Annotated in this window: 24 protein-coding genes; 13 read left to right on the top strand and 11 right to left on the bottom strand. The window is 71.2% G+C overall.

From position 1 onward, the window contains the following. The first annotated feature begins 14 nt into the window (after positions 1–14). The 6 genes from ACK4TT_RS11720 to ACK4TT_RS11695 all read left to right on the top strand — a co-directional run bounded on the left by ACK4TT_RS11720 (position 15) and on the right by ACK4TT_RS11695 (position 3,890). On the top strand, positions 15–1,229 hold the full coding sequence (locus tag ACK4TT_RS11720; protein ID WP_410213027.1) for a cation:proton antiporter: 1,215 nt from the start codon (positions 15–17) through the stop codon (positions 1,227–1,229). A 182-nt stretch (positions 1,230–1,411) separates the two neighbouring features. Further along, the gene (locus ACK4TT_RS11715) at positions 1,412–2,161 is read left to right on the top strand and encodes a DUF899 domain-containing protein (RefSeq protein ID WP_409636748.1); all 750 of its coding nucleotides are present in this window, start codon (positions 1,412–1,414) and stop codon (positions 2,159–2,161) included. Further along, positions 2,158–2,391: a hypothetical protein gene (locus ACK4TT_RS11710; RefSeq protein ID WP_409636751.1), complete on the top strand. Its 234-nt coding sequence runs from the start codon at positions 2,158–2,160 to the stop codon at positions 2,389–2,391. The genes ACK4TT_RS11715 and ACK4TT_RS11710 overlap by 4 nt, the downstream gene beginning before the upstream one ends. Next, the gene (locus tag ACK4TT_RS11705) at positions 2,391–2,744 is read left to right on the top strand and encodes an ArsR/SmtB family transcription factor (protein ID WP_409637028.1); all 354 of its coding nucleotides are present in this window, start codon (positions 2,391–2,393) and stop codon (positions 2,742–2,744) included. Before ACK4TT_RS11710 ends, ACK4TT_RS11705 begins: the two co-directional genes overlap by 1 nt. Beyond that, positions 2,728–3,234: an SRPBCC family protein gene (locus tag ACK4TT_RS11700; RefSeq protein WP_409636754.1), complete on the top strand. Its 507-nt coding sequence runs from the start codon at positions 2,728–2,730 to the stop codon at positions 3,232–3,234. The genes ACK4TT_RS11705 and ACK4TT_RS11700 overlap by 17 nt, the downstream gene beginning before the upstream one ends. Next, positions 3,231–3,890, top strand: coding sequence for a glutathione S-transferase family protein (locus tag ACK4TT_RS11695; protein ID WP_409636757.1), 660 nt, complete (start codon positions 3,231–3,233; stop codon positions 3,888–3,890). Before ACK4TT_RS11700 ends, ACK4TT_RS11695 begins: the two co-directional genes overlap by 4 nt. A 44-nt stretch (positions 3,891–3,934) precedes the next feature. Here ACK4TT_RS11695 and ACK4TT_RS11690 read toward each other — a convergent pair whose 3' ends face one another. Further along, the gene (locus tag ACK4TT_RS11690) at positions 3,935–4,465 is read right to left on the bottom strand and encodes an RcnB family protein (protein WP_409636760.1); all 531 of its coding nucleotides are present in this window, start codon (positions 4,463–4,465) and stop codon (positions 3,935–3,937) included. A gap of 159 nt (positions 4,466–4,624) precedes the next feature. Here ACK4TT_RS11690 and ACK4TT_RS11685 point away from each other — a divergent pair, with 159 nt between their 5' ends. Next, positions 4,625–5,380, top strand: a complete 756-nt coding sequence (locus ACK4TT_RS11685) for a class I SAM-dependent methyltransferase (protein ID WP_409636762.1) — start codon at positions 4,625–4,627, stop codon at positions 5,378–5,380. Between the two features lie 233 nt (positions 5,381–5,613). Here ACK4TT_RS11685 and ACK4TT_RS11680 read toward each other — a convergent pair whose 3' ends face one another. Together ACK4TT_RS11680 and ACK4TT_RS11675 are read right to left on the bottom strand one after the other, a co-directional pair. Further along, a complete protein-coding gene (locus tag ACK4TT_RS11680; RefSeq protein ID WP_410213026.1) occupies positions 5,614–7,818 on the bottom strand; it encodes a DPP IV N-terminal domain-containing protein in 2,205 nt (734 codons plus the stop codon). A 53-nt stretch (positions 7,819–7,871) separates the two neighbouring features. After that, positions 7,872–9,623 carry a DUF885 domain-containing protein gene (locus ACK4TT_RS11675; RefSeq protein WP_410213025.1) on the bottom strand — a complete coding sequence of 584 codons (1,752 nt, stop codon included), beginning with the start codon at positions 9,621–9,623 and terminating at the stop codon, positions 7,872–7,874. Between the two features lie 105 nt (positions 9,624–9,728). Here ACK4TT_RS11675 and ACK4TT_RS11670 point away from each other — a divergent pair, with 105 nt between their 5' ends. Further along, positions 9,729–9,977, top strand: coding sequence for a DUF3297 family protein (locus ACK4TT_RS11670; protein ID WP_409636771.1), 249 nt, complete (start codon positions 9,729–9,731; stop codon positions 9,975–9,977). A 230-nt stretch (positions 9,978–10,207) separates the two neighbouring features. Continuing rightward, a complete protein-coding gene (locus ACK4TT_RS11665) occupies positions 10,208–10,534 on the top strand; it encodes a UrcA family protein (RefSeq protein ID WP_409636774.1) in 327 nt (108 codons plus the stop codon). Positions 10,535–10,613: 79 nt separating this feature from the next. On the opposite strand, the gene ACK4TT_RS11660 is transcribed toward ACK4TT_RS11665, so the two are convergent. Then, positions 10,614–11,312 (bottom strand): pirin family protein, encoded by a 699-nt coding sequence (locus tag ACK4TT_RS11660; RefSeq protein WP_409636777.1) that lies wholly within the window; start codon positions 11,310–11,312, stop codon positions 10,614–10,616. Positions 11,313–11,537: 225 nt separating this feature from the next. Here ACK4TT_RS11660 and ACK4TT_RS11655 point away from each other — a divergent pair, with 225 nt between their 5' ends. Continuing rightward, the gene (locus ACK4TT_RS11655; protein ID WP_409636780.1) at positions 11,538–12,167 is read left to right on the top strand and encodes a beta/gamma crystallin-related protein; all 630 of its coding nucleotides are present in this window, start codon (positions 11,538–11,540) and stop codon (positions 12,165–12,167) included. Here ACK4TT_RS11655 and ACK4TT_RS11650 read toward each other — a convergent pair. The 3 genes from ACK4TT_RS11650 to ACK4TT_RS11640 form a co-directional block, all read right to left on the bottom strand. Then, the gene (locus ACK4TT_RS11650) at positions 12,164–12,715 is read right to left on the bottom strand and encodes a cytochrome b (protein ID WP_409636783.1); all 552 of its coding nucleotides are present in this window, start codon (positions 12,713–12,715) and stop codon (positions 12,164–12,166) included. The two genes, ACK4TT_RS11655 and ACK4TT_RS11650, sit on opposite strands and share 4 nt — an antisense overlap. A gap of 55 nt (positions 12,716–12,770) precedes the next feature. Then, positions 12,771–13,676: an alpha/beta fold hydrolase gene (locus ACK4TT_RS11645; RefSeq protein ID WP_409636786.1), complete on the bottom strand. Its 906-nt coding sequence runs from the start codon at positions 13,674–13,676 to the stop codon at positions 12,771–12,773. 77 nt (positions 13,677–13,753) lie between these two features. Further along, positions 13,754–13,936 (bottom strand): hypothetical protein, encoded by a 183-nt coding sequence (locus ACK4TT_RS11640; RefSeq protein WP_409636789.1) that lies wholly within the window; start codon positions 13,934–13,936, stop codon positions 13,754–13,756. 506 nt (positions 13,937–14,442) lie between these two features. Here ACK4TT_RS11640 and ACK4TT_RS11635 point away from each other — a divergent pair. Continuing rightward, positions 14,443–15,294 (top strand): cell wall hydrolase, encoded by an 852-nt coding sequence (locus tag ACK4TT_RS11635; protein WP_410213024.1) that lies wholly within the window; start codon positions 14,443–14,445, stop codon positions 15,292–15,294. A 19-nt stretch (positions 15,295–15,313) separates the two neighbouring features. Beyond that, a complete protein-coding gene (locus ACK4TT_RS11630) occupies positions 15,314–15,484 on the top strand; it encodes a hypothetical protein (protein ID WP_409636795.1) in 171 nt (56 codons plus the stop codon). 107 nt (positions 15,485–15,591) lie between these two features. On the opposite strand, the gene ACK4TT_RS11625 is transcribed toward ACK4TT_RS11630, so the two are convergent. Then, complete coding sequence (locus tag ACK4TT_RS11625; protein ID WP_409636798.1) at positions 15,592–16,533, bottom strand: GlxA family transcriptional regulator; 942 nt, start codon at positions 16,531–16,533, stop codon at positions 15,592–15,594. 83 nt (positions 16,534–16,616) lie between these two features. Here ACK4TT_RS11625 and ACK4TT_RS11620 point away from each other — a divergent pair, with 83 nt between their 5' ends. After that, positions 16,617–17,318: a DJ-1/PfpI family protein gene (locus ACK4TT_RS11620; RefSeq protein ID WP_409636801.1), complete on the top strand. Its 702-nt coding sequence runs from the start codon at positions 16,617–16,619 to the stop codon at positions 17,316–17,318. Positions 17,319–17,374: 56 nt separating this feature from the next. Here the strand turns inward: ACK4TT_RS11620 and nadC are convergent, their stop codons facing one another. From nadC to nadA, 3 genes are read right to left on the bottom strand one after another with little or no spacing between them, the layout of a single operon-like run. Then, on the bottom strand, positions 17,375–18,220 hold the full coding sequence (gene nadC, locus ACK4TT_RS11615; protein WP_409636804.1) for a carboxylating nicotinate-nucleotide diphosphorylase: 846 nt from the start codon (positions 18,218–18,220) through the stop codon (positions 17,375–17,377). Beyond that, a complete protein-coding gene (locus ACK4TT_RS11610) occupies positions 18,217–19,737 on the bottom strand; it encodes an L-aspartate oxidase (protein ID WP_410213023.1) in 1,521 nt (506 codons plus the stop codon). The genes nadC and ACK4TT_RS11610 overlap by 4 nt, the downstream gene beginning before the upstream one ends. Further along, a complete protein-coding gene (gene nadA, locus ACK4TT_RS11605) occupies positions 19,737–20,852 on the bottom strand; it encodes a quinolinate synthase NadA (RefSeq protein WP_409636810.1) in 1,116 nt (371 codons plus the stop codon). Before nadA ends, ACK4TT_RS11610 begins: the two co-directional genes overlap by 1 nt. Between the last annotated feature and the right edge of the window lie 18 nt (positions 20,853–20,870).

Raw genomic sequence — 20,870 nt, 5'->3', positions numbered from 1 at the left:
GGCCAGGAGACCCGATGCCGCACGACGACAGCCTGATCCTCACCCTGGTCGCGGGCTTCGTGCTCGCCTTCGTGCTGGGCATGCTGGCCCTGCGGTTCAAGCTGTCGCCCCTGGTGGGCTATCTGCTGGCGGGCGTCGTCGTGGGGCCGTTCACCCCCGGCTACACCGCCGATTCCAGCCTGGCGGCCCAGCTCGCCGAGATCGGCGTCATCCTGCTGATGTTCGGGGTGGGCCTGCACTTCTCGATGGCCGACCTGCTGAAGGTGCGCAAGGTCGCCGTGCCGGGGGCCCTGGTGCAGATCGGGGCGGCCACGGCCCTGGGCTGGGGCGTGGGCCGGCTGATGGGCCTTTCCGACGCCGAGGCGGCGCTGATGGGCTTCTCATTGTCGGTGGCCTCGACCGTGGTGCTGCTGCGGGCGCTGGAGGAGCGCAAGGCCGTGAAGGGCGAGGCGGGCCGCATCGCCGTCGGCTGGCTGATCGTCGAGGACCTGGTGATGGTGCTGGCCCTGGTGCTGATCCCGCTGCTGGCCGGGGCGGCGGGAGGCGGCGCCCAGCCCGGCGCTGATATGGGGGCGGTGGCCCTGAAGGTCGGCGGAACGGTGCTCAGCGTCGGCGTCTTCATCGCCTTCATGCTGCTGGTGGGCGGGCGCGTCCTGCCCTGGCTGCTGGTGCGGATCGCCCACACCCGCTCGCGCGAGCTGTTCACCCTGGGCGTGCTCGCCATCGCGCTGGGCATCGCCTACCTGGCCTATGCGGTGTTCGGCGCCTCGTTCGCGCTCGGCGCCTTCGTCGCCGGGGTGGTGCTGAACGGCACGCCGCTGGGCCACAACGCCGCCGAGCGCTCGCTGCCGCTGCGCGACGCCTTCGCCGTGCTGTTCTTCGTCTCGGTGGGGATGCTGTTCGACTGGCGGGTGCTGCTGGAGCAGCCGGTCTCGGTCGCCGCCGTGGTGGCGATCATCGTCGTCGGCAAGTCGGCCGCGGCGCTGGCCATCACAACCGCCTTCAAGCTGGAACGCGCGCCCAGCCTGCTGATCGCCGCCAGCCTCGCCCAGATCGGCGAGTTCTCGTTCATCCTGGCCGGCGTGGGCCTGAAGCTCGACATCATGAGCCGCGAGACGCACGACCTGATCCTCGCGGGCGCCCTGATCTCGATCGTGCTGAACCCGTTCGTCTTCAGGCTCGCCGACAAGCTGTCGGGCAAGCCGCCGGCGCCTCAGCCCGAGGGATAGTCGCGCGCCGCCCCATCGGCCGGCCGTCGGCCGAGCCGCGATGGAGACGTCATCGAAGCGCCGGACTTCGCTGCCCCGACAGGCGAACGGGGGTTGACGGACGTCCGCGCCTGCTATTTAACAAACAAGCTAATTAACACAGTGGTTAAGTTAATCCGCCGCGACAAGGAAGGACAGCCGCCATGCAGACCCCGCCGATCGTGTCGCCCGACGCCTGGGAAGCCGCGCGCAAGGCGCTGCTGGTCAAGGAGAAGGCGCTCACCCGCGCCCGCGACGCCCTGGCCGCCGACCGCCGGCGGATGCCCTGGATGGCGGTGGAGAAGGACTACGCCTTCGAGACCGAGACCGGCCGGGCCAGCCTGCTCGACCTGTTCGAGGGGCGCCGCCAACTGATCGTCTACCGGGCCTTCTTCGAGCCCGGGGTCCACGGCTGGCCCGACCGGGCCTGCCGGGGCTGCTCGCTGGGCGCCGACCAGGTCTCGCACCTCGCCCACCTGAACGCCCGCGACACCACCCTCTGCTTCGTCTCGCGCGCGCCGCAGGCCGACATCGCCGGGCTCAAGGCGCGCATGGGCTGGCGCATGCCCTGGCACACGATCACCGACGACTTCGACAGGGACTTCGGCGTCGACGAGTGGCACGGCCACAACGTGTTCTTCCGCGACGGCGAGCGGATCTTCCGCACCTATTTCATCAACAACCGCGGCGACGAGGCGATGGGGAGCGTCTGGAGCTACCTCGACCTCTCGCCCCTGGGCCGCCAGGAGGTCTGGGAGGACTCGCCCCCGGGCTATCCCCAGACGCCGACCTACAAGTGGTGGAACTGGCACGACAGCTACGAGCCGGACGCCGCCCCCGATCCGGAATGGGTGCGGGTGTCCGACGCCGGCGAGGCGGCGTTCCGCGCGGCGAGCGCCGAGGCCAAGGCGTGAGCCCGTCGTTCCTCGCCGAACGGGTGGCGATGGCCGCCACGCCGGTCTTCGCCGCCATGGCGCTGCTCGCGGCGGCGGACGCCGGACCGGCGGCGATGCTCTGCGGCGGGGCCGCCCCGTGGACCGCGGGCGGCATGGCGACGATGTACCTGCTCATGAGCGTGTTCCACGCCGGGCCGTGGCTGAAGCGGCTGGGCCGGCGGGCCGTGAGCCACGGACGGGGGGAATGATGCAGGCGCAGGCCGATCACCTGAGCGCCACGCTCTCGGCGTTAGCGGATCCGACGCGACGGGCGATCCTGGCGCGGCTAGCGCAGGGCGAGGCCACCGTGAACGAGCTCGCCGCGCCGTTCGACATCAGCCTGCCGGCGGTGTCCCGGCACCTGAAGGTGCTGGAGGCGGCGGGCCTGATCTCGCGCGGCCGGGAAGCCCAGTGGCGGCCCTGCCGGCTGGAGGCCGGGCCGCTGAAGGATCTCGACGGCTGGCTCGCCCACTACCGCCGGTTCTGGGAGGGCAGCTTCGACAAGATGGACGCCTACCTGGCGTCGCTCACGAAAGGGAATCCCGATGGACGCAAGAGCTGAGCCCCGGACGGGCGTGCGCGATCCGGGCATGCCGTTGCGCGACGACGAACTGCTGATCGTCCGCCACTTCGACGCGCCGATCCCGCTGGTCTTCCGGATGTGGGAGGACGCGGTGCACCGGGCCAACTGGTGGGCGCCGAAGCACTGCCGCTGCATCCACTTCAGCCACGACTTCCGCGAGGGCGGGAAGTGGCGCGCCGGATTCACCTCGGACCGGTACGGCGAGAACTGGCACGAGGGCGTCTATCGCGAGATCGACCGCGACAAGCGGATCGTCTTCACCTTCACCTGGGACGAGGGCCCCGCCAAGGGCGTCGAGACCACGGTGACCATCACCTTCGCCGAGGCCCACGGCGGCACGATCCAGACCTTCCACCAGACCCCGTTCACCGACGTCGAGCGGCGCGACAGCCACATCGCCGGCTGGAGCGGCCTGCTGGACAAGCAACAGGCCTATGTCGAGGCCAAGACCGAAGGAGACGGCCGATGATCACGCTCTACGCGTTCAAATGGGTTCCGCCCTTCGCGCAGGGCCTGGTCCGGGACCTGCGCGTCCGCTGGGCGCTGGAGGAGGCGGGCATTCCCTACCGCGAACGGCTGCTGGACCTGGGCGAGAACGACGCCCCGCCCTACCGGGCGGTCCAGCCCTGGGGCCAGGTTCCGGCGATCGAGGAGGACGGGCTCACCCTGTTCGAGAGCGGCGCCATCCTGCTGCACCTGGCGGAGCGCTCCGAGGCGCTGGCTCCGCGCGACCCGGCCGGCAAGGCCAGGACGGCGCAATGGGTCATCGCGGCGCTCAACTCGGTGGAGCCGCACGTGCAGAACCTGGTGCTGCTCGACATCTTCCATCCGGAGGAGGCCTGGGCCAAGGCCCGGCGTCCGGGCCAGGAGGCGTTCACGCGCATGAAGCTCGCGTCCCTGGCCCGGCGCCTCGATGGGCGCGAGTGGCTGGAGGACCGTTTCACGATCGGCGACCTGATGATGGTCAGCGTTCTGCGGAACCTGCGCCATACCGATATGGTGACGGGCGATCCGGTGCTGGGACCCTACATGGCCCGGGGCGAGGCGCGGCCGGCCTTCCGCAAGGCGCTGGCCGACCAGCTCGCGGTCTTCGCGAAGCACCAGCCGGAAACCGAGCCGGCATGAGGGCGCGCGCGGAGGAGCCGGGGCTCCTCCGCGCCCTTCGCATCCTACCAGCCGTTGGCGATGACCTGGGCGATGAGGCCCGTGGAGAGCGCCATCAGCACGAAGTTGCCGTCGGCGTAGATCCACCGGTAGCCGCGCGGCGCGGGGCGCAGGCCATAGTAGTAGGGGTCCTGCACATAGAAGCTCCGGTAGGCGCGAGGCACGTAGGCGCCGCGGCGCCAGGCGTAGCCGCGCATGTACGGGCGATAGCCGTAGCCGGGCGCGTACCAGTAGCCGTTGCGGACGCCGCGGTAGGCTTTCCACTCGGGCCGGCCGCGCCAGGTCTCGGCCCGGCGGCGGTCGTAGCGGAGCTCGCGCTGGCTCTGGCGCACCTCGGCCCGGTCGCGGGCGAGCTCGCGCTGCTCGCGGGGCGTGATGACGCCGTCGCGGCGGGCTTCGCGGCGATCCTCGCGCAGCTCGCGCTGGTCCTGCCGCAGTTCGCGCCGGTCCTCGCGCCGCTCGTACGGCTGAGCCTGGCCGGCGATGGGAGCCGCGACGGTGGCAAGCGCCACGGCGGCGTAGAGAAACGTCCTCATGAATACTCCTGTCTCGTCTCAGGCCCGCCCCGTCGATCGCAGGATTGCGCCGCTTCACCTGAACCGTGCTTGAACTCGCCCACCGACATCGGGTTCAGCTTCCGGAGCCTGGAAGACCGGTGATACGGTCCCCGCCACAGACTCGAAGGGGAGGCCCAGATGGCCCGCAAGTTCCTGATCCCGGCGCTCTCGGCGCTGATGCTGGCCGCCGCCGGCCCGGCCGCCGCCCAGGCCGTTCCGGCGCACCTGACCGCCGCCCTGGCCGACAAGGCCCGACCGGCCGCCGACGTCGGGCGCGACGCCGCGCGGAAGCCCGCCGAGCTGCTGGCCTTCGCCGAAGTTCAGCCGGGCGAGAAGGTCGTCGACCTCATCATGGGCGGCGGCTACTTCACCCGCATCCTGTCGGCGGCGGTGGGGCCGGCCGGCCACGTCTGGGCCTACCAGCCGGACGAGTTCGTGAAGTTCGACGCCAAGTACGGCGAGAGCCTGAAGACCGTGCCGGCCGACTACGGGAACGTGACGGGCCTCTCCGGAGGCCTGGGGGCGCTCGACCTGCCCGACGGCCTGGACCTCGTCCTCACCGTCCAGAACTATCACGACCTGCACCTGACCCCGTTCCCGAAGGACACCGCCGCCAAGGTCAACGCCGAGGTCTTCAAGTCGCTGAAGCCGGGCGGCTTCTACGTGATCGTCGACCATGTGGCCGCGCCGGGCGCGGGCCTGGAGGCGGCGATGAAGGTCCACCGCATCGAGCCCCAGGTCGTGCGCCAGGAGGTCGAGGCCGCGGGCTTCCAGTTCGTGAGCGAGACCCCGCTGCTGCGCAACGACACCGACCCGCACACGGCGAACGTCTTCGACCCCGCCATCCGCGGCAAGACCGACCAGTTCGCGATGAAGTTCAAGAGGCCTGAGTAGCTATCGTCCGAGGATCAGGCCGGCGACGCCGCCGGCCATGATCGCGGCGATGAAGGGGTGCTCTCCGGCGTAGGCGTAGAGCTCCCCGAACAGCCGCAGCATCTGGTCCGTCATCTCATGCGGGTCCTTTCGAAAACCCGCCCCCCGCAGGACAGTCTGCCTTCGGGCACCTTGCCGGACCGCTGACGGGCAGGGTCAACCGGCGCTCATCATGAAGCGCCGGCAACCATGGGCTACTTCAGCTTGCGGTCGAAGAAGTCCAGCGTCTGCATCGCCCGGTGCAGGCGGTTCGTGGGCGTCCAGCCGCCGCGGTGGCGCAGGCCCGGATAGACCATGGTCTCGAAGGCGGTCCCCCGCGCCTGCAGGTCGAACATCACCCGCGTGGAATGGTCGAAGGTGACGTTGTCGTCGGCCATGCCGTGGATCAGCAGCAGGGACCCGTCCTTCAGGCGCGGCAGGCGCCGGACGACCTCCGAGGCCTCGTAGCCCTGGGCGTTGTCCTTCGGCGTCCCCATGAACCGCTCGGTGTAGTGGGTGTCGTAGAGCGTCCAGTCGGTGACCGGGGCGCCCGCGACCCCTGCCTTGAACGGGCTGTCGGGCGCCGTCAGCAGCAGCAGGGTCATGTAGCCGCCGTAGGACCAGCCGGTGACGCCGATGCGGTCCGCGTCCACGTAGGGCAGGGTCTTAAGGTAGCGGACGCCGGCGAGCTGGTCGTCCACCTCCAGTTGGCCGAGCCTGCGGTCGATGGCCGTCTTGAAGGCTACCGAGCGGTGCGGCGTGCCCCGGTTGTCGAGCCGGAAGAGGATATAGCCGGCGTCCAGCAGGATCTGGTCCTCCGGGTTCTGCCAGCCGCGGGTCACGCGCGCGCTGCCGGGGCCGCCGTAGACCTGGACGATGACGGGATATTTCCTGGCCGGATCGAAGCCCGGCGGGGTGCGGAGCGAGTACCAGAGCGTCTCGCCGCCCTCGGCCTCGATGGTCCCGTAGACGGGGACGCGCAGCCGCTCGACGTAGGGCCAGAACGGATGGCCCTCGGCCAGCCGGTTCTCCTCGATCCAGCGCACCCGTGAGCCGTCGGCGCGATAGAGCGCGGTCCGGGGCGGCGTGCGCGGGTTCTCGAACGTGCCGACGAAGGCGCCGCCGGTCTTGGCGACCTCGGCGGTCCACCAGCCGATGTCGGGCGTCAGCACGCGGGGCTCGGCGGGCTGGCGGTACGACACCGAATAGAGCCGCCGCTCGATGGGCGCCTCCTTCGTGGCGGCGAAGATGGCCAGCCCCCGCGCCTCGTCCACGCCTTCCAGCGCGTCCACCGGCCAGGCGCCCCTGGTGACCTGGCGGATCAGCCTGCCGTCGGCTGCGTACAGGTAGAGGTGGCGGAAGCCCGAGCGCTCGGACGACCACAGGAAGGTCCCGTCCTTCAGCGGCTTGAAGTCGTCGGTCAGCTCGACCCAGTGCGGGCTGGTCTCGGTGAGGATCGTCCGGCCCCGGCCGGTGGCCGGATCGACCGCGATCAGGTCCAGGCGGCGCTGGTCGCGGCTCTGGCGCTGGACGTAGAGAGTGCGGCCGTCCTTCGACCAGTCCACCCGGGCCAGGTAGATGTCCGGGTCCGCGCCCAGGTCGACCTGGGTCCGCGCGCCGGTGGCCACGTCCTGGACGTACAGGGTGACCACCGCGTTGGGCCGCCCGACCCGGGGGTAGCGCTGGGGCACGACCTTGGCGCCCGTGGCCCCGACCTCGGGCCGCTCCACCACGTCGACGCCGGACTGGTCCACGTGGGCGACGGCGATGCGCGCCTCGTCCGGGCTCCACCAGTAGCCGGTGTGGCGGTCCATCTCCTCCTGGGCGATGAACTCGGCCGCGCCCCAGCTCGACAGCTCCGAACCGCCCTCGGTCAGCGCCCGCTCGGGGCCGCCGGCCACCGGCGTCACATAGAGGTTGTCGTCGCGGACGTACGAGACATACCGCCCCTTCGGCGAGACCTTGGCGTCGATCTCGTCCCCCGGCGTGCGGGTGAGCTGGCGGGCCTGACCCTTGTCCAGCTCATACAGCCACAGGTCGCCCTCGATGGGCGCGAGGATCACCTTGCCCTGGTCGTCCCAAGCGTAGTCAACGACGCCCCGGGTCGCGACGCCGGCCCGTTCGCGGCGCGCCTTCTCGGCCTCGGAGAGCTCGCGGGTCTCGGGCGCCAGCATCTTGCCGTCGATCAGCATCCGCGGCTCGCCGCCGGCCACGTCGGCGATCCACAGGTCCGTGACGGTCAGGTCGTCGGCCCGGACCTTGATGTAGGTGACCGACCTGCCGTCGGGCGCGAGCTTCACGCCCCGGGCGCGGGGGCCGTTCAGGTCGGGGCTTTCGAAGACCCGCTTCGGGGGGAGCTGTTCGGCCACGGCGGCGCCGGCGACCAGCGCGGCCGCGAGCGCGGCGAGGATGAGCTTCATGGGCCTTTTGAACAGGCCGGACCGCCGCTTGGCAATCCGGCCCGAGGCGTGACCTACCCCTTCCGCGCCGCGATCCAGGCGTCGACGTGGGGTTCGAGGACGTCCAGCGGGACCTCGCCGTTCTCGAGCACCGTGTCGTGGAAGGCGCGCAGATCGAAGGCCGGGCCCAGCTCCGTCTCGGCCCTGGCGCGCAGTTCGCGGATCTTCAGCTCGCCGAACTTGTAGGCCAGCGCCTGGGCCGTATCGACCATGTAGCGGTTGACCTCGGCCTCGATGTTGCCGCGGCTCAGCGCGGTGTTGTCGAGCATGAACTGGATGGCCTGGTCACGGGTCCAGCCCTTGGAATGTAGGCCGGTGTCGACCACCAGCCGGCAGGCCCGCCACATCTCGTAGGACAGGCGGCCGAAGTCCTTCTCGGGCGTGTCGTAGAGGCCCATGTCGATGCCCAGGCGCTCGGAATAGAGGCCCCAGCCCTCGGTGAAGACGGTGAAGTTGACCGCGTGCTTGCGGAACTCGGGCAGGTCGAGCTCGGACTGGATCGAGAGCTGCTGGTGGTGGCCAGGCACCGCCTCGTGGACGGTGAGCGCCGGCATCTCGAAGAGGGGCCGCTGGTCGAGCTTGGAGGTGTTCACCCAGTAGACGCCGGGCTGGGCGCCTTCGTAGGAGCCTTGGGTGTAGTAGGCCGTGGTGGTGCCGGGGGCGGTGGCGGCCGGCACGGGCTTCACCGTATAGGGCGTGCGCGGCAGGCGGCCGAACAGCTTGGGCATCTCCCCGTCGATGCGCTTGGCCAGCACCGAGGCCACGGCGATCAGCTCGTCCGGGGTCTTGGGATAGTAGCGCGGGTCGGTGCGCAGGTGCTCGACATAGGCCGCCCGGTCGCCCTGGAAGCCCGAGCGCTTCACCACGGCGTCCATCTCGGCGCGGATGCGGGCGACTTCCGAGAGGCCGAGCTGGTGGATTTCCTCCGGCGTCCTGTCGGTCGTGGTCATCAGGCGGACGCGATAGGCGTACCACTCCCGCCCCTGGGGCATGTCGTAGGCGCCGAAGGTCTTGCGGCAGGCCGGCTGGTACTCGGACGTGTAGAACGCCAGGAAGTCGCGGTAGGCGGGGACCACCGCCGTCGACACGAGCTGGCGCGCGCGGTCCGACAGGTCCTTCCACTGGGCCTCGGTGATGTTGGCCGGGCGAGGCTTCAGGAACGGCGCGTAGAGGTCCGACTTCGTAGGGTCGTCGACGACCTGGGCGGCGATGCCGCGCTCGAAGCCGACCATGGCGGCGCACGGGTGGGTGGCCTTGGCCTTCACCAGGGTCCGGGTCGTCTCGATAGCCTTGCGGTTGTACTCGGGATAGGCGGCCAGGCGGGCGAGGTAGCTCTCGTAGTCGGCGAGGGTGAACAGCGGCACGCGCTCAGGGAGGCGGGCGAAGTTCAGGTGCCAGCCGCGGCGGTTGGAGAACAGGATGGCCCGCTGGACGAAGCGGTCGCCCTCAACCTGGTTGGCCAGTTCCCTGCGCAGCAGGGCGTGGTTCAGCCGGTCGGCTTCGGAGAGCTGGTCCGTGGGGATGGCGTCCAGGCGCGCCAGGAAGCCCTTGGCCTCGGCCGCCTCGCGGTCGATGGCCGCGAGCGAGGGGTCGCCCAGCTCCTTGTCGTAGGTGCGGACCCCCAGGATCGTGGCCTGCACCGGATTGGCCTTCAGGTACCAGGCCCAGTGGTCGGCCAGCACGGCCTTGAAGCTGTCGGTCGCGGTCTGCGCCTGCGCAGGCGCGGCGACGGCGAGCGCCGCGACGAACGCCAGAACCCGGATCATGGACACCCCCTTCGAAGATCGGCGGCGAGCAGACGGCGCCCCGCGGATACGGTCAAGGCGCGCCGCCGCCTTGAAAGGCCGCCCGCTCTGTGCGAACTCGCGCCCATGAGCGACAACACCGAAACCCCGCCGGACCGCCTCTGCGTGGACCCCGCCAGCCCCTATTACGACGCCGACGTGCTGGCGCGGAACGTGGGCGTGCGCTTCAAGGGCGAGGACAAGACCAACGTCGAGGAATACTGCGTGAGCGAAGGCTGGGTGCGCCTTTCCGTCGGCAGTTCGCGCGACCGCCGCGGCAATCCCCTGACCATCAAGCTCCAGGGCCCGGTCGAACCCTATTTCCGCGAGGGCTGAGGCCTTCGACCGGCGGCTGCGCCCGCGCGCCGCACCCTCGCGGCGCGCATGGCCCGCGCGGCCGCACTGATCCGCGGTGGATTACAGAGTGTTCAGGTGATTAATACTCTGTAATTTTCTTAAATCGACGTCATTACTCGATATTCACGAGCGTTCGTGTGTATCTGAAAGTATTCGTTTCCCTGTCGACGGACGCACCGCCCGCCGCGAACACTTCGAGGGAAACGACCATGACCAAGTCCACGACCAGTTTCGCCAGCCGCATCGCCGGCGCCGCCACGCTCGCCCTGGCCGCCCTGCCGATGGCCGCGCTCTCCACCGCCGCCCACGCCGCCGAAACGGTGAAGGTGGCCGACCTGAACCTGATGACGCCGCAAGGCGCCGCGGTCCTGGACGGCCGGATCGAAAAGGCCGCCTTCAAGTTCTGCGCCGACCGCCGCGCCGTCCCCGATTGGCAGGCCTGCCGCGCCGGCGTCCGCGCCGAGCTGACCCAGAAGGCCGAAGTCCTGCGCCAGGCGCAGTCCGCCCAGGCCCAGAAGACCTTCGCCGCCCGCTAAGCTCTCCCTTGAACAGCGGACGTGCGGAAAGGCCCGCGGCGAGAACCCCGCCGCGGGCCCGTTCGTATCCGGCCCGGCTCTAGCCGGCGTCCACCAGCACGACCTCGGCGTCTTCCAGCGCCGTCACCGTCAGGACGGCCTCGTCGCGGACCGCGGCCCCGTCCCGGGCGTCGATCCGGACGCCGTTGACTTCGATGGCCCCCGCCGCCGGCACCAGATAGGCGTGGCGGCCCGATCCCAGTTCATACGTCGTCGTCTCGCCGGCCTTCAGGGTCGCGCCCGCCACCCGCGCGTCGGTGCGGATGGGCAGCGCGTCGTCGTCGCCCGCAAGGCCGCTGGCCAGGGTGACGAAGCGGCCGGCCCGGTCGCCCTTCGGGAATGGCCGGGCGCCCCAGCTCGGCGCGCCGCCGCGGCTCTTGGGCTGAACCCAGATCTGGAAGATCTTCGTGGTCTCGGGCTCGAGGTTGTATTCGGCGTGGCGGATGCCCGAGCCCGCGCTCATCACCTGGACGTCGCCCGCCTCGGTGCGGCCCTGGTTGCCCAGGCTGTCCTGGTGGGTGATCGCCCCCTGCCGGACGTAGGTGATGATCTCCATGTCCGCGTGCGGATGGGGCGGAAAGCCGGAGTTCGGCGCGATCTCGTCGTCGTTCCACACCCGGATCGGGCCCCAGCCCATCCTGTTCGGGTCGTAGTAGTCGGCGAACGAGAAGTGGTGGCGGGCCTTGAGCCAGCCGTGGTCGGCGCCGCCGAGGTTCGCGAACGGCCTGCGTTCGATCATGGGAATGTCTCCTGGGGCGCGGGTGCGCCGCCTCTCTCGACGCTCAAGATAATACTCTTGGATCGCGGCATAACCGGGGTCTTCGGGACAAGATTGTCTTCGATCCGGAAGCAATGCTGGCGCTGACCGATCTCAAGGCGGGACGCTGACGGCCGGCTGAGCCTCGGCTTCAGGCGTGGTTCATCACGGCCAAGCCCGAATGCGGCCGAGCTTGAGGAGGCTGACATGACGACGAGACAGACGTGGCTGGCGGGTGCGATCGCGATGCTGGCGCTGGCGGGCGCCGCCCAGGCGCAGCCGTTCCGCGGCGGCTCGGCCACGCTCTACGAACTGCCGAACTTCGAGGGCCGTTCGGTCACCATCACCGGCTCGACGGCGGACCTGGGCGATTGGCGGTTCAACGACCGGGCGCGCAGCGCCAAGTTCGAGGGCCGCTGGCGGATCTGCGAGCACGACGACTTCCGGGGCCGCTGCCAGGAGGTGCGGGGCGACGTTCCCGACCTGAACCGCTATGGCCTGGCCGAGCAGATCTCTTCGCTGGAGCCCGCCGGCTTCGGCGGTCCCGGCCCCGGCCCTGGTCCCGGTCCTGGCGACGGCTGGGGCCCGCGTCCGCCCGGCGGCTGGGATTCGCGCGGCGTGGAGGGGACCCGCACGGTGTTCTTCGCCAGGCCCACGGTGCGCGGCATGGACCTCGCCGCCGGCAAGAACGGGGCGGACACCTTCTGCCGCCGTCAGGGGCTGGGCCCGGCGGCCTGGTTCGATGACAGCGAGCGCGCTTCGCGGGCCCTGGGGCCCAACGGCGAGATCACCGGGCGGTCCCGGGTGATCCGCGACCTGCTCTGCCTGAGGTACTAGCTCGCCTTCGGCCAGAGCATCCGGCGGACCGTCTCGTCGCGGTCCACGACAAGGTGCTTGAGCGCGCCCAGGACGTGCAGGCCCAGCAGCGGCCAGAGCAGGTTGGGGGCGAGCTTGTGCACCGCTTCGGCCGCCTCGTGCAGCCACTCCACCTTGGCCGGGAAGGGGCTGGGAAGCGCGAACCAGTCGAACACCTCGATGGGGCGCGCATTGGCCCAGATCACCAGCGGGCCGGTGACGATCTGCACGGCGATCAGGGCCAGGAAGGCGATCTGAATGCCCTCGGCCAGAAGGCGCAGCGGGCCGGGTGGCCCGAGCGGCTCGGGCCTAGGCTGCGACAGGCTCCAGAGGATGCGCGCCGCCAGGAAGGCCAGGAGCAGCATGCCCACCGACACGTGGTTGGCGAAGGCGGCGAGCTTGGCCGCCCGGTCCGGGGCTTCCTCCAGGCGTTCGCCCAGCAGGTAGAGGGCGATCACGCCGACGGCGGAAATCCAATGCAGGGCGATGGCGGCCCAGCCGTAGCCGGCGCGGGTGTTGCGGAGGGACATGCCTCGGCTGCTAGACCCCCAGATCAAGCTGCGCCTTGACGCAGGTCATGGCGGGTCAGCGGTGCGCGCCGAGCCAGTCCGTCACCGCGCGGTTCACCTGGGGCCCGGCGTCGTGCTGCACGAAGTGCCCGGCGTTGGGGAGCATCACGATGGTGGTGTCGGCGTCCACATGGTCCCAGGTCCCGGCGTGGCCCGCGGCGTTGAGCGCGGTGTCCTTCATGCCGTGGATCACGAGGGTCGGGGCCTTCACCCGGGCGTCGGTGGCCATCGACGGCGGCGGGGCGGCCTGGTCCCCCGTCCCGCGCGGATAGTTGGCGCGATAGTAGTTCAGCATGGCCCCGAAGTCGGAGCGCCGGAACGCCTCGATATAGCTGGCCTTCTGCTCGGGATCCTTCACCCAGGCCGCGAGGCCCTCGGCGGTGAGGGTCTTCTCGAAGCCCGGCTGCTGGAAGTTGCGGGCGTACTGGCTGTTCTGCTGCTGGGCCCTGTTCATGGCCATCTCGCGGGCGAAGCCGGCGGGGTGGGGCACGCTCATGATGACCAGGCGGTTCACCAGGTCGGGCCGGTTCATGGCCACCTGCCAGGCGATGGCCGCGCCCCAGTCGTGACCCACGACCACGGCGTCCTTCTGCCCCTCGGCGGCGATCACGGCGGCCACGTCGGCGATCAGGTTGGGCATGGCGTAGGCCGCTTCCCCCTCGGGTCTGTCCGAGAGGTTGTAGCCGCGCAGGTCCAGCGCCGCCGTGCGGTAGCCGGCCGCGTTGAGGTCGGCCATCAGCGGCGCCCATGTCGCCCAGTAGTCGGGGAAACCGTGCAGCAGCACGACCAGCGGCCCCTGGCCGTCCACGACGTAGTGGAGCCTCACCCCGGCGTTGTCGGCATAGCGGTCCTGCGGCGCGGCGTGCGCCGACACCGGGACCAGAATCAAGGCGGCGGCGAGCGCCAGTACGGTGCGGATCATCAAAGCCTCCCCAGGTTTTGATTTACACCGTATCAGCGTCCGAACGGAAAGCGAGCGCCGGCGTGCTGGGGGCGGGACTAGCGCTTCTCCTCGATCTTGCTGGCGGCGGCGCCCACGGCCGCGCCGGCGGCGGCGCCCACGGGGCCGCCCACCACCGCGCCCGCGACGGCGCCGGTGGCGGCCTTCTGTTCGGTGTTGTGGCCGCAGGCGGCGAGCGCCAGGGCCGAGCCGGCGGCGGCGAGCAGGAGCGTGGTCTTCATGGCGGAGCCTCCCAAGTGTGCATTGCGGAAAACACCGGGCCGCCGTCCCGGTTCCGCTCAAGCTTGGATTTGGCTCTTAAGGTAAACGCGGTGCGGTGAAAGATCAGCTTTTCAGCGTCTTGGTATAGGCCGCCTCGAAAGTCTTCCGAGGACAGTCTAGCAGAGTGGCCCGGGCCTTGCGGCGAAAAGCCGTTAATGGATCGGAACGGAACAGCCGCGGGTGCGGCGGGAAGTCCTATGCTGCGATGCAAAAATGACTTGCCATGGGCGGCGAGTTCATTCATACATCCTTCACCATTTGCCGTCGCCCGCCCCCATAACGGATCCGGGGTTGGGCCTGCCGGCGGGCGCTTCCAGCATGTGCAGGGGCGACCGTGGCGACAATTGTCGGGGGGCAAGCAGTCGCCCTCGCCGTCAGGGACCGGAAAGTTTTGAAATCTGGAACGCAGGCTCGCGCCGATTGGCGCGTGCTGATCAGCGCCGCTTTGATCGGCTCAGGCGTCGGCTTGAGCCTGGGCGCAGCCTATCTGGCCGGGGGCATGGCCCAGCATGCGGCCAACCACAGCCGCGTGGAGCGCATCGCCCAGGCGGCCGAGGGCGTCTATTCCGACTCCGCCCTGCTGCAGGACGCAAACGTCCTGCGCCTGACGCAGGTTCCGGGCGAAGGCGGCCAGGGTTATGGCCAGTCGCGCCAACTCACCCAGCTCACCGAACGCCTGGAGCGCCGCGGCGCGGCGCCGACCGCCGCGCGCGAGCTCGATTGCCTGACCCAGGCCGTCTACTACGAAGCCCGCGGCGAGAGCTCGCGCGGTCAGTTCGCCGTGGCCCAGGTGGTGATGAACCGGGTGAAGCACCCGGCCTTCCCGAAGACCGTCTGCGGCGTCGTGTTCCAGGGTGCGGGCCGCCGCGGCTGCCAGTTCAGCTTCGCCTGCGACGGCTCGATGCGCGGCCGCCGCGAGGCCGCGGCCTGGGATCGCGCCCGGAAGGTCGCGGGCCGGGTGCTGGCCGGCGCGGCCATCGCCGACATCGGTTCGGCCACCCACTTCCACACCACGGCCGTCGCCCCGGCGTGGGGCCCGCAGATGCGCCGCGTCGCCCAGGTGGGCATGCACGTCTTCTACAGGTTCAATCCGCGCGGGGTGATGCAGGCGGCCGGCGAGCCGGTGATCCAGCCGGCGGAACTGCGGCTCACCTCGGCCGTGCTGGACAAGGCGGCCGACGGCGCGCCTCAGGGCCATGCCTCGGACCCCGCCGCCCAGGCTCCGGCGGCCGAGGGGAAGCCCGCTTCGCCCGCCGCCAAGCCGGCCGAGGCCGCGGCGCTCAAGATCTCGCAGCCCGCCGACGCCGCCGTCTCCTGACGCGTCGGCGCGGCGCGCCTTGCCGCTTGCCCTGGAAGCTGAGCCGGGGCCGAGCGCCCCTGAGGCCCCCACGGGACTCGCGCCCGAGCTGAAGGTGGACGGCCTGCGCTGCCGCGAGCTCGTCGAGCTCCTGAAGCGCCAGAACGAGAGCCTGGAAATCCTCAAGGCCCAGGCGAGACGGCCCGAGTAGAGCGCGATCCGCAAAGCGGCCGCCGGTTTTGCGATCAGATCGTGCTCAAGGCTCTGATTTAGGGCCGTTTGTCCCGTTCAAATGATTCCATCTGACCGGGAAAGGCCCTAGGCCCGGGCCGCGCGACGTAACGCCTGGGGCGGCTGGCCGAAGGCCCGCAGGAAGGCCCGGCGCATCCGCTCGGGATCGCCGAAGCCGACCGTCTCGGCGACCCGGTCGATGGGCGCGCGGCCGGCCTCCACCTCGGTGCGGGCGGCCTCCAGCCGCAGGCGTTCGACCGCCTTGGCCGGGGTGGTCCCGGTCTCGGCCGCGAAGGCGCGGGCGAAGTTGCGCGGGCTCATGCAGGCCTGCTCCGCCAGTTCCTCGACGGTGAGCGGCCGGGCGAGGTTGGCCCGCATCCAGTCCATCAGCTCGGCGAACCGGCCCGAGCGTCCGCCCAGGTCGATGAGCGCCGAGAACTGCGACTGGCCGCCGGGCCGGCGCTGGTGGACGACGAGCTGCTGGGCGGTGCGGCGCGCAACCTCGGCCCCGAGGTCGTCCTCGATGAGCGCCAGGGCCAGGTCGATTCCCGCGGTGATCCCGGCCGAGGTCCACACGTTCCCGTCGCGGATGAAGATGCGGTCGGCGTCCAGCCTCACCTTCGGATAGCGGCGGGCGAAGGCGTCGGTGCTGCCCCAGTGGGTCGTGGCGCGCCGGCCGTCCAGCAGGCCCGCCTCGGCCAGCAGGAAGGCGCCCGAACAGACGCTGGTCACGCGCCGGACGGCGGCCGACCGCTCCCGCAGCCAGGCGACGGTCTCCAGGAGCGCCGCCATCGATCGCGTGCCGTCCCCGCCCGAGACCATGATGGTGTCCACGTCCGACCCGTCGAGGGGTTCCGCCGTCAGCTTCACCCCGGACGAGCTCGGGATCTCGCCGCCCCCGGACGCCAGGACGCGGCTCTCGTAGGCGCCGGGGCGGTAGCGCGAGGCGATCTCGAAGGCGGCGATGGGCCCGGTGACGTCCAGGATCTGGAAGCCCGGGAAGATGACGATGGCGAGCCGGCGGATCATGGCGGAAACCGAGGGATCAATGGCATTTCGGACAGACCCTGCGCCGCATAGCCTGGCGTCGTCAACCGCCGGAGGCCTCGTCCATGTCCAAGCTCACCATCGTCATCGCCCTCTATCCGGGCGTCACCCACCTGGACTTCACCGGACCTCACCAGGTGCTGGTCCGCGCCCCGGGCGCCGAGGTGATCGCCGCCTCCGTCGGCGGCGCGGATATCGAGGCCGAGGGGCTGATCTTCACCGGCCTCGCGGACCTGGCGCGCATCCCGAGCTGCCACGTGCTGCTCGTACCTGGCGGCTTCGGGGCGACGGAGGCCATGCTGGACGAGGGCTTCATGCGCGAGATCCGCCGCCTGGGCGCGGGGGCGGCCTATGTCACCAGCGTCTGCACCGGCTCGCTGATCCTCGCGGCGGCGGGGTTCCTGGCCGGCAAGCGGGCGGCCTGCCACTGGGCCTGGCGCGACCAACTGAAGCCGTTCGGCGCCCTCGTGTCGGAGGCCCGCGTCGAGCGCGACGGCAACATCATCACCGGCGGCGGCGTCACGGCGGGCCTCGACTTCGCCTTCACCCTGCTGGCCGAGCTGGCCGGCGAGGACTACGCCCAGGCCGTCCAGCTCGGGCTGGAATACGCCCCGGCGCCGCCGTTCGACTCCGGCCGTCCCGAACTGGCCCGGCCCGAGGTGCTGGCGCGCGTGAAGGCCATCATGGCGCAGGCGATGGAGTCCCGCGCCGCCGCGGCGGCCCAGGCGGCGGCGAGCGGGGCGAGCTTGAGCATGGCCCGCCCTTAGCGCCGCGTCCGTCCGCGCACGAATGAAGCCTCGGCCATGCGTCCGCCGGACCCCGCTCAGACAGCGTCGAGGCCGATGTCCAGCACCTTGGCCGAGTGGGTCAGCGCGCCGACGCTGATCACGTCCACGCCGGTTTCGGCGATGGCCCGGACGGTCTCCAGGGTGACGCCGCCCGAGGCCTCCAGGACCACCCGGCCCGCCGTGATCCGCACGGCCTCGGCGAGGTCCGCCAGGCTGAAGTTGTCGAGCATGATCACGTCCGGCCGCTCGGTCAGGGCCTCATGGAGCTGGTCCAGGCTGTCCACCTCGACCTCCACCTTCATCAGGTGGCCGGCGAAGGCCTTGGCCCGGCGCACGGCCTCGCCGACCGAGCCGCAGGCCGCCACGTGGTTGTCCTTGATGAGGATGGCGTCGTCGAGGCCGAAGCGGTGGTTCACTCCGCCGCCGCAGCGCACGGCGTACTTCTCGAGCGCGCGCAGGCCCGGCGTGGTCTTGCGGGTGTCGGTGATGCGGGCCCGGGTCCCGGCCACGGCGTCGACGTACTCGCGGGTGAGCGTGGCGACGCCGCAGAGGCGGCCCAGCAGGTTCAGGGCGGTTCGCTCGGCGGTCAGGACGGCGCGCGCGTTGCCGCGCACGGCGGCCAGCACCGTCCCGGGGGCCACGACGTCGCCGTCCGATACCCGAGGCTCGAAGACGGCGTGCGGGTCCAGTTCGGCGAGGGCCAGCCGGGCGCAGGCCAGGCCCGCCACCACGCCCGCGCGCCGGGCGCCGAAGGTGCAGGCGAGGTCGGCGTCGGCCGGGATACAGGCCTGGGCGGTCACGTCGCCGGCGCGGCCCAGGTCCTCGGCGAGCGCCGCGCGGACGATGGGGGCGATCAGCAGATCGGGAACGGCTTCGATCATTCGGCGGCGAACCTCAGGCCGGGCCGCTCGAGCGCCGGCAGGGTGACGACCGTGCGGACGGGCTCGGCCCGGCCGGGGAAATCGGCGCGGAAGTGGCCGCCCCGGCTCTCCCGGCGGGCGAGCGCGCAGGCGGCGACCAGCCGGGCCGCGACCAGCGGGGCGCTGCGGCCATGCGCGGCCTCCAGCGCGTCGATCAGGTCCAGCAGGCGGGTGAGGCCCGCGGCGTCGCGGATCACGCCCGCGTCCCGGCTCATGGCTTCGCGCAGGGCCTGGAGCGCGACGGGCGGCAGCTCGGCGGCCGTGACGGCGGTGAAGGGGCCTTTGGCGTCGTTCTGGGTGGCGGCGGCGCGGCCGGCGCGCGCGCCGAAGACGGCGGCCTCCAGCAGCGAGTTGGACGCCAGCCGGTTGGCGCCGTGCACGCCGGTGGAGGCGCATTCCCCGGCGGCGAAGAGGCCGGGCAGGGACGTCGCGCCGTCCGCGTCCGTGGCGATCCCACCCATGTGGTAGTGGCAGGCCGGGGCGACCGGGATGGGTTGCTTGCGCGGGTCCACCCCGCCCGACAGACAGGCGGCGAAGACGGTCGGAAATTCGTCCGGGAAGTGCTTTCCCACGGCCTCGCGGGCGTCGAGGAAGGCGCCCCGGCCCGCCTCGCGCTCGGCATGGATGGCGCGGGCCACCACGTCGCGCGGGGCGAGCTCGCCGGCCGGGTGGTAGCGGTCCATGAAGCGCTCGCCGTCGGCGTTCACCAGCACCGCGCCTTCGCCCCGGAGCGCCTCGGTGGCCAGGGGGGCCGGATCTCTGGCGATGTCGATGGCGGTCGGGTGGAACTGGACGAACTCGGGATCAGCGATCCGGGCGCCGGCCAGCGCCGCCAGGCCCAGTCCCTCGCCCTTCAGCTCGGCGGGCGTGGTGGTGATCGCATAGAGGCCGCCAACCCCGCCGGTGGCCAGGACCACGGCGCGGGCGGTGATCTCGACGGGGCGGCCGTCGATGAGCGCCAGCACGCCCCGGATGCGGCCGGATTCCTCCTGCAGCAGGCCGGTCAGCTTCGCGCCCGTGCGCACCTGGACGTGAGGGGCCGCGAGGACGGCGACCGAGACCGCCTCCATGATCGCGCGGCCGGCCTGGTCGCCCTTCACGCGGGCCACGCGGGCCTTGCCGTGGGCGGCCTCCAGGCTCTGGGCGAAGGCGCCGCTCTCCGTGCGGTCGAACGGCGCGCCGAGATCGGCCAGCGCGCGGACGGCGGCCGGGCCCTCCTCGGCCAGCAGGCGGGCCATGGCGGCGTTCACCAGGCCCGCGCCGGCGGCCACGGTGTCGGCGGCGTGCAGTTCGGGCGCGTCGTCGGGCGAGAGCGCCGCGGCCATGCCGCCCTGCGCCCAGGCCGACGAGCAGCCGGCGTTCAGGGGCGCCTCGGTGAGCACCAGGACCCTGGCGGGCGCGGCGGCCAGCGCCGCCGTCAGCCCGGCCAGCCCGGCGCCCACCACGACGATCCCGTCGTGGCGGATGCGCTCGGTCATCAGATCAGCTCCACGTCCACGTGGCGCCGGGCTTTCACGAGATCGTAGCGGGCGGGAACGGCCGGCGGCGGCAGGTCGATCATCCGCTGCACCGCCAGGCGGGCGCGCTCGGCCACGGCCGGATCGACGCTCACCTCGTGCCGGTCGTGGACCAGGGCCTCGTAGATGTTCTCCAGGCTGATCCGCTTCATGTGCGGGCACAGGTTGCAGGGCCGCACGAACTCGGTGTCCACCGCGTCGGCGGCGACGTTGTCGGCCATCGAGCATTCGGTGATCAGCACCACGCGCCTGGGCTTCCTCCGCAGCACGTAGTCGTTCATCGCCGCCGTCGAGCCGGCGAAGTCCGACACCTCCAGCACCTCGGCCGGGCATTCGGGGTGGGCCAGGACCTCGGCGCCGGGATAGGCGGCCTTGATCTCCAGGATGTCCTCGGCCGTGAAGCGCTCGTGCACCTCGCAGCGGCCCTTCCAGGCGATGATGCCGATGTCCGTCTGGCGGGCCACGTTGCGGGCCAGGAACTCGTCGGGGATCAGGATCACCCGGTCGACGCCCCACAGCCTCGCGGCTTCCTCCACCACCTGCACGGCGTTGGCGCTGGTGCAGCAGATGTCGGTCTCGGCCTTCACGTCGGCGGTGGTGTTCACGTAGGTGACGACCGGCAGGCCCGGATAGCGCTGCTTGATCAGGCGCACATCGGCGCCGGTGATCGAGCTGGCGAGGCTGCACCCCGCGCCCAGGTCGGGGATCAGCACCCGCTTCCCGGGGGAAAGAATCTTCGAGGTCTCGGCCATGAAGTGGACGCCCGCCTGGACGATGACGGCGGCGTCCGACTTGGCGGCTTCCTTGGCCAGGCCCAGGCTGTCGCCCACGTAGTCGCCCACACCGTGGAAGATCTCGGGCGTCATGTAGTTGTGGGCGAGGATGACCGCGTTCTTCTCGCGCTTCAGCCGGTTGATCTCGGCGATCAGGGGGGCGTGGGCGCGCCATTCCATCGGCGTGACGTGCCGCTTCACCTTCTCCCAGGCCGGAAGGGTCTGGGCCTCGACTTCGGGCGTGAACGCGAACTGGAAACCGTCGGCGGCCATCCTACCCTCCCTTATGCTCAAATTGAGCATTACTGAGGCCTTTAAAAA

This window comes from Phenylobacterium sp., from assembly GCF_046463815.1.
Classification (GTDB): domain Bacteria; phylum Pseudomonadota; class Alphaproteobacteria; order Caulobacterales; family Caulobacteraceae; genus Phenylobacterium.
Note: the sequence above shows the minus strand (reverse complement) of the source record. Positions and strands in the feature narration are given on the sequence as shown.

What these genes read in the sequence shown, in the direction of transcription:
- ACK4TT_RS11620 (WP_409636801.1), top strand. Translation starts at nt 16,617, where the DNA reads ATGTCCAAGCTCACCATCGTCATCGCCCTCTATCCGGGCGTCACCCAC.
- ACK4TT_RS11625 (WP_409636798.1), bottom strand. Translation starts at nt 16,533, where the DNA reads ATGATCCGCCGGCTCGCCATCGTCATCTTCCCGGGCTTCCAGATCCTG.
- ACK4TT_RS11665 (WP_409636774.1), top strand. Translation starts at nt 10,208, where the DNA reads ATGACCAAGTCCACGACCAGTTTCGCCAGCCGCATCGCCGGCGCCGCC.
- nadC (WP_409636804.1), bottom strand. Translation starts at nt 18,220, where the DNA reads ATGATCGAAGCCGTTCCCGATCTGCTGATCGCCCCCATCGTCCGCGCG.
- ACK4TT_RS11650 (WP_409636783.1), bottom strand. Translation starts at nt 12,715, where the DNA reads ATGTCCCTCCGCAACACCCGCGCCGGCTACGGCTGGGCCGCCATCGCC.
- nadA (WP_409636810.1), bottom strand. Translation starts at nt 20,852, where the DNA reads ATGCTCAATTTGAGCATAAGGGAGGGTAGGATGGCCGCCGACGGTTTC.
- ACK4TT_RS11645 (WP_409636786.1), bottom strand. Translation starts at nt 13,676, where the DNA reads ATGATCCGCACCGTACTGGCGCTCGCCGCCGCCTTGATTCTGGTCCCG.
- ACK4TT_RS11655 (WP_409636780.1), top strand. Translation starts at nt 11,538, where the DNA reads ATGACGACGAGACAGACGTGGCTGGCGGGTGCGATCGCGATGCTGGCG.
- ACK4TT_RS11700 (WP_409636754.1), top strand. Translation starts at nt 2,728, where the DNA reads ATGGACGCAAGAGCTGAGCCCCGGACGGGCGTGCGCGATCCGGGCATG.
- ACK4TT_RS11680 (WP_410213026.1), bottom strand. Translation starts at nt 7,818, where the DNA reads ATGAAGCTCATCCTCGCCGCGCTCGCGGCCGCGCTGGTCGCCGGCGCC.
- ACK4TT_RS11670 (WP_409636771.1), top strand. Translation starts at nt 9,729, where the DNA reads ATGAGCGACAACACCGAAACCCCGCCGGACCGCCTCTGCGTGGACCCC.
- ACK4TT_RS11705 (WP_409637028.1), top strand. Translation starts at nt 2,391, where the DNA reads ATGCAGGCGCAGGCCGATCACCTGAGCGCCACGCTCTCGGCGTTAGCG.
- ACK4TT_RS11715 (WP_409636748.1), top strand. Translation starts at nt 1,412, where the DNA reads ATGCAGACCCCGCCGATCGTGTCGCCCGACGCCTGGGAAGCCGCGCGC.
- ACK4TT_RS11610 (WP_410213023.1), bottom strand. Translation starts at nt 19,737, where the DNA reads ATGACCGAGCGCATCCGCCACGACGGGATCGTCGTGGTGGGCGCCGGG.
- ACK4TT_RS11675 (WP_410213025.1), bottom strand. Translation starts at nt 9,623, where the DNA reads ATGATCCGGGTTCTGGCGTTCGTCGCGGCGCTCGCCGTCGCCGCGCCT.
- ACK4TT_RS11660 (WP_409636777.1), bottom strand. Translation starts at nt 11,312, where the DNA reads ATGATCGAACGCAGGCCGTTCGCGAACCTCGGCGGCGCCGACCACGGC.
- ACK4TT_RS11685 (WP_409636762.1), top strand. Translation starts at nt 4,625, where the DNA reads ATGGCCCGCAAGTTCCTGATCCCGGCGCTCTCGGCGCTGATGCTGGCC.
- ACK4TT_RS11640 (WP_409636789.1), bottom strand. Translation starts at nt 13,936, where the DNA reads ATGAAGACCACGCTCCTGCTCGCCGCCGCCGGCTCGGCCCTGGCGCTC.
- ACK4TT_RS11695 (WP_409636757.1), top strand. Translation starts at nt 3,231, where the DNA reads ATGATCACGCTCTACGCGTTCAAATGGGTTCCGCCCTTCGCGCAGGGC.
- ACK4TT_RS11720 (WP_410213027.1), top strand. Translation starts at nt 15, where the DNA reads ATGCCGCACGACGACAGCCTGATCCTCACCCTGGTCGCGGGCTTCGTG.
- ACK4TT_RS11690 (WP_409636760.1), bottom strand. Translation starts at nt 4,465, where the DNA reads ATGAGGACGTTTCTCTACGCCGCCGTGGCGCTTGCCACCGTCGCGGCT.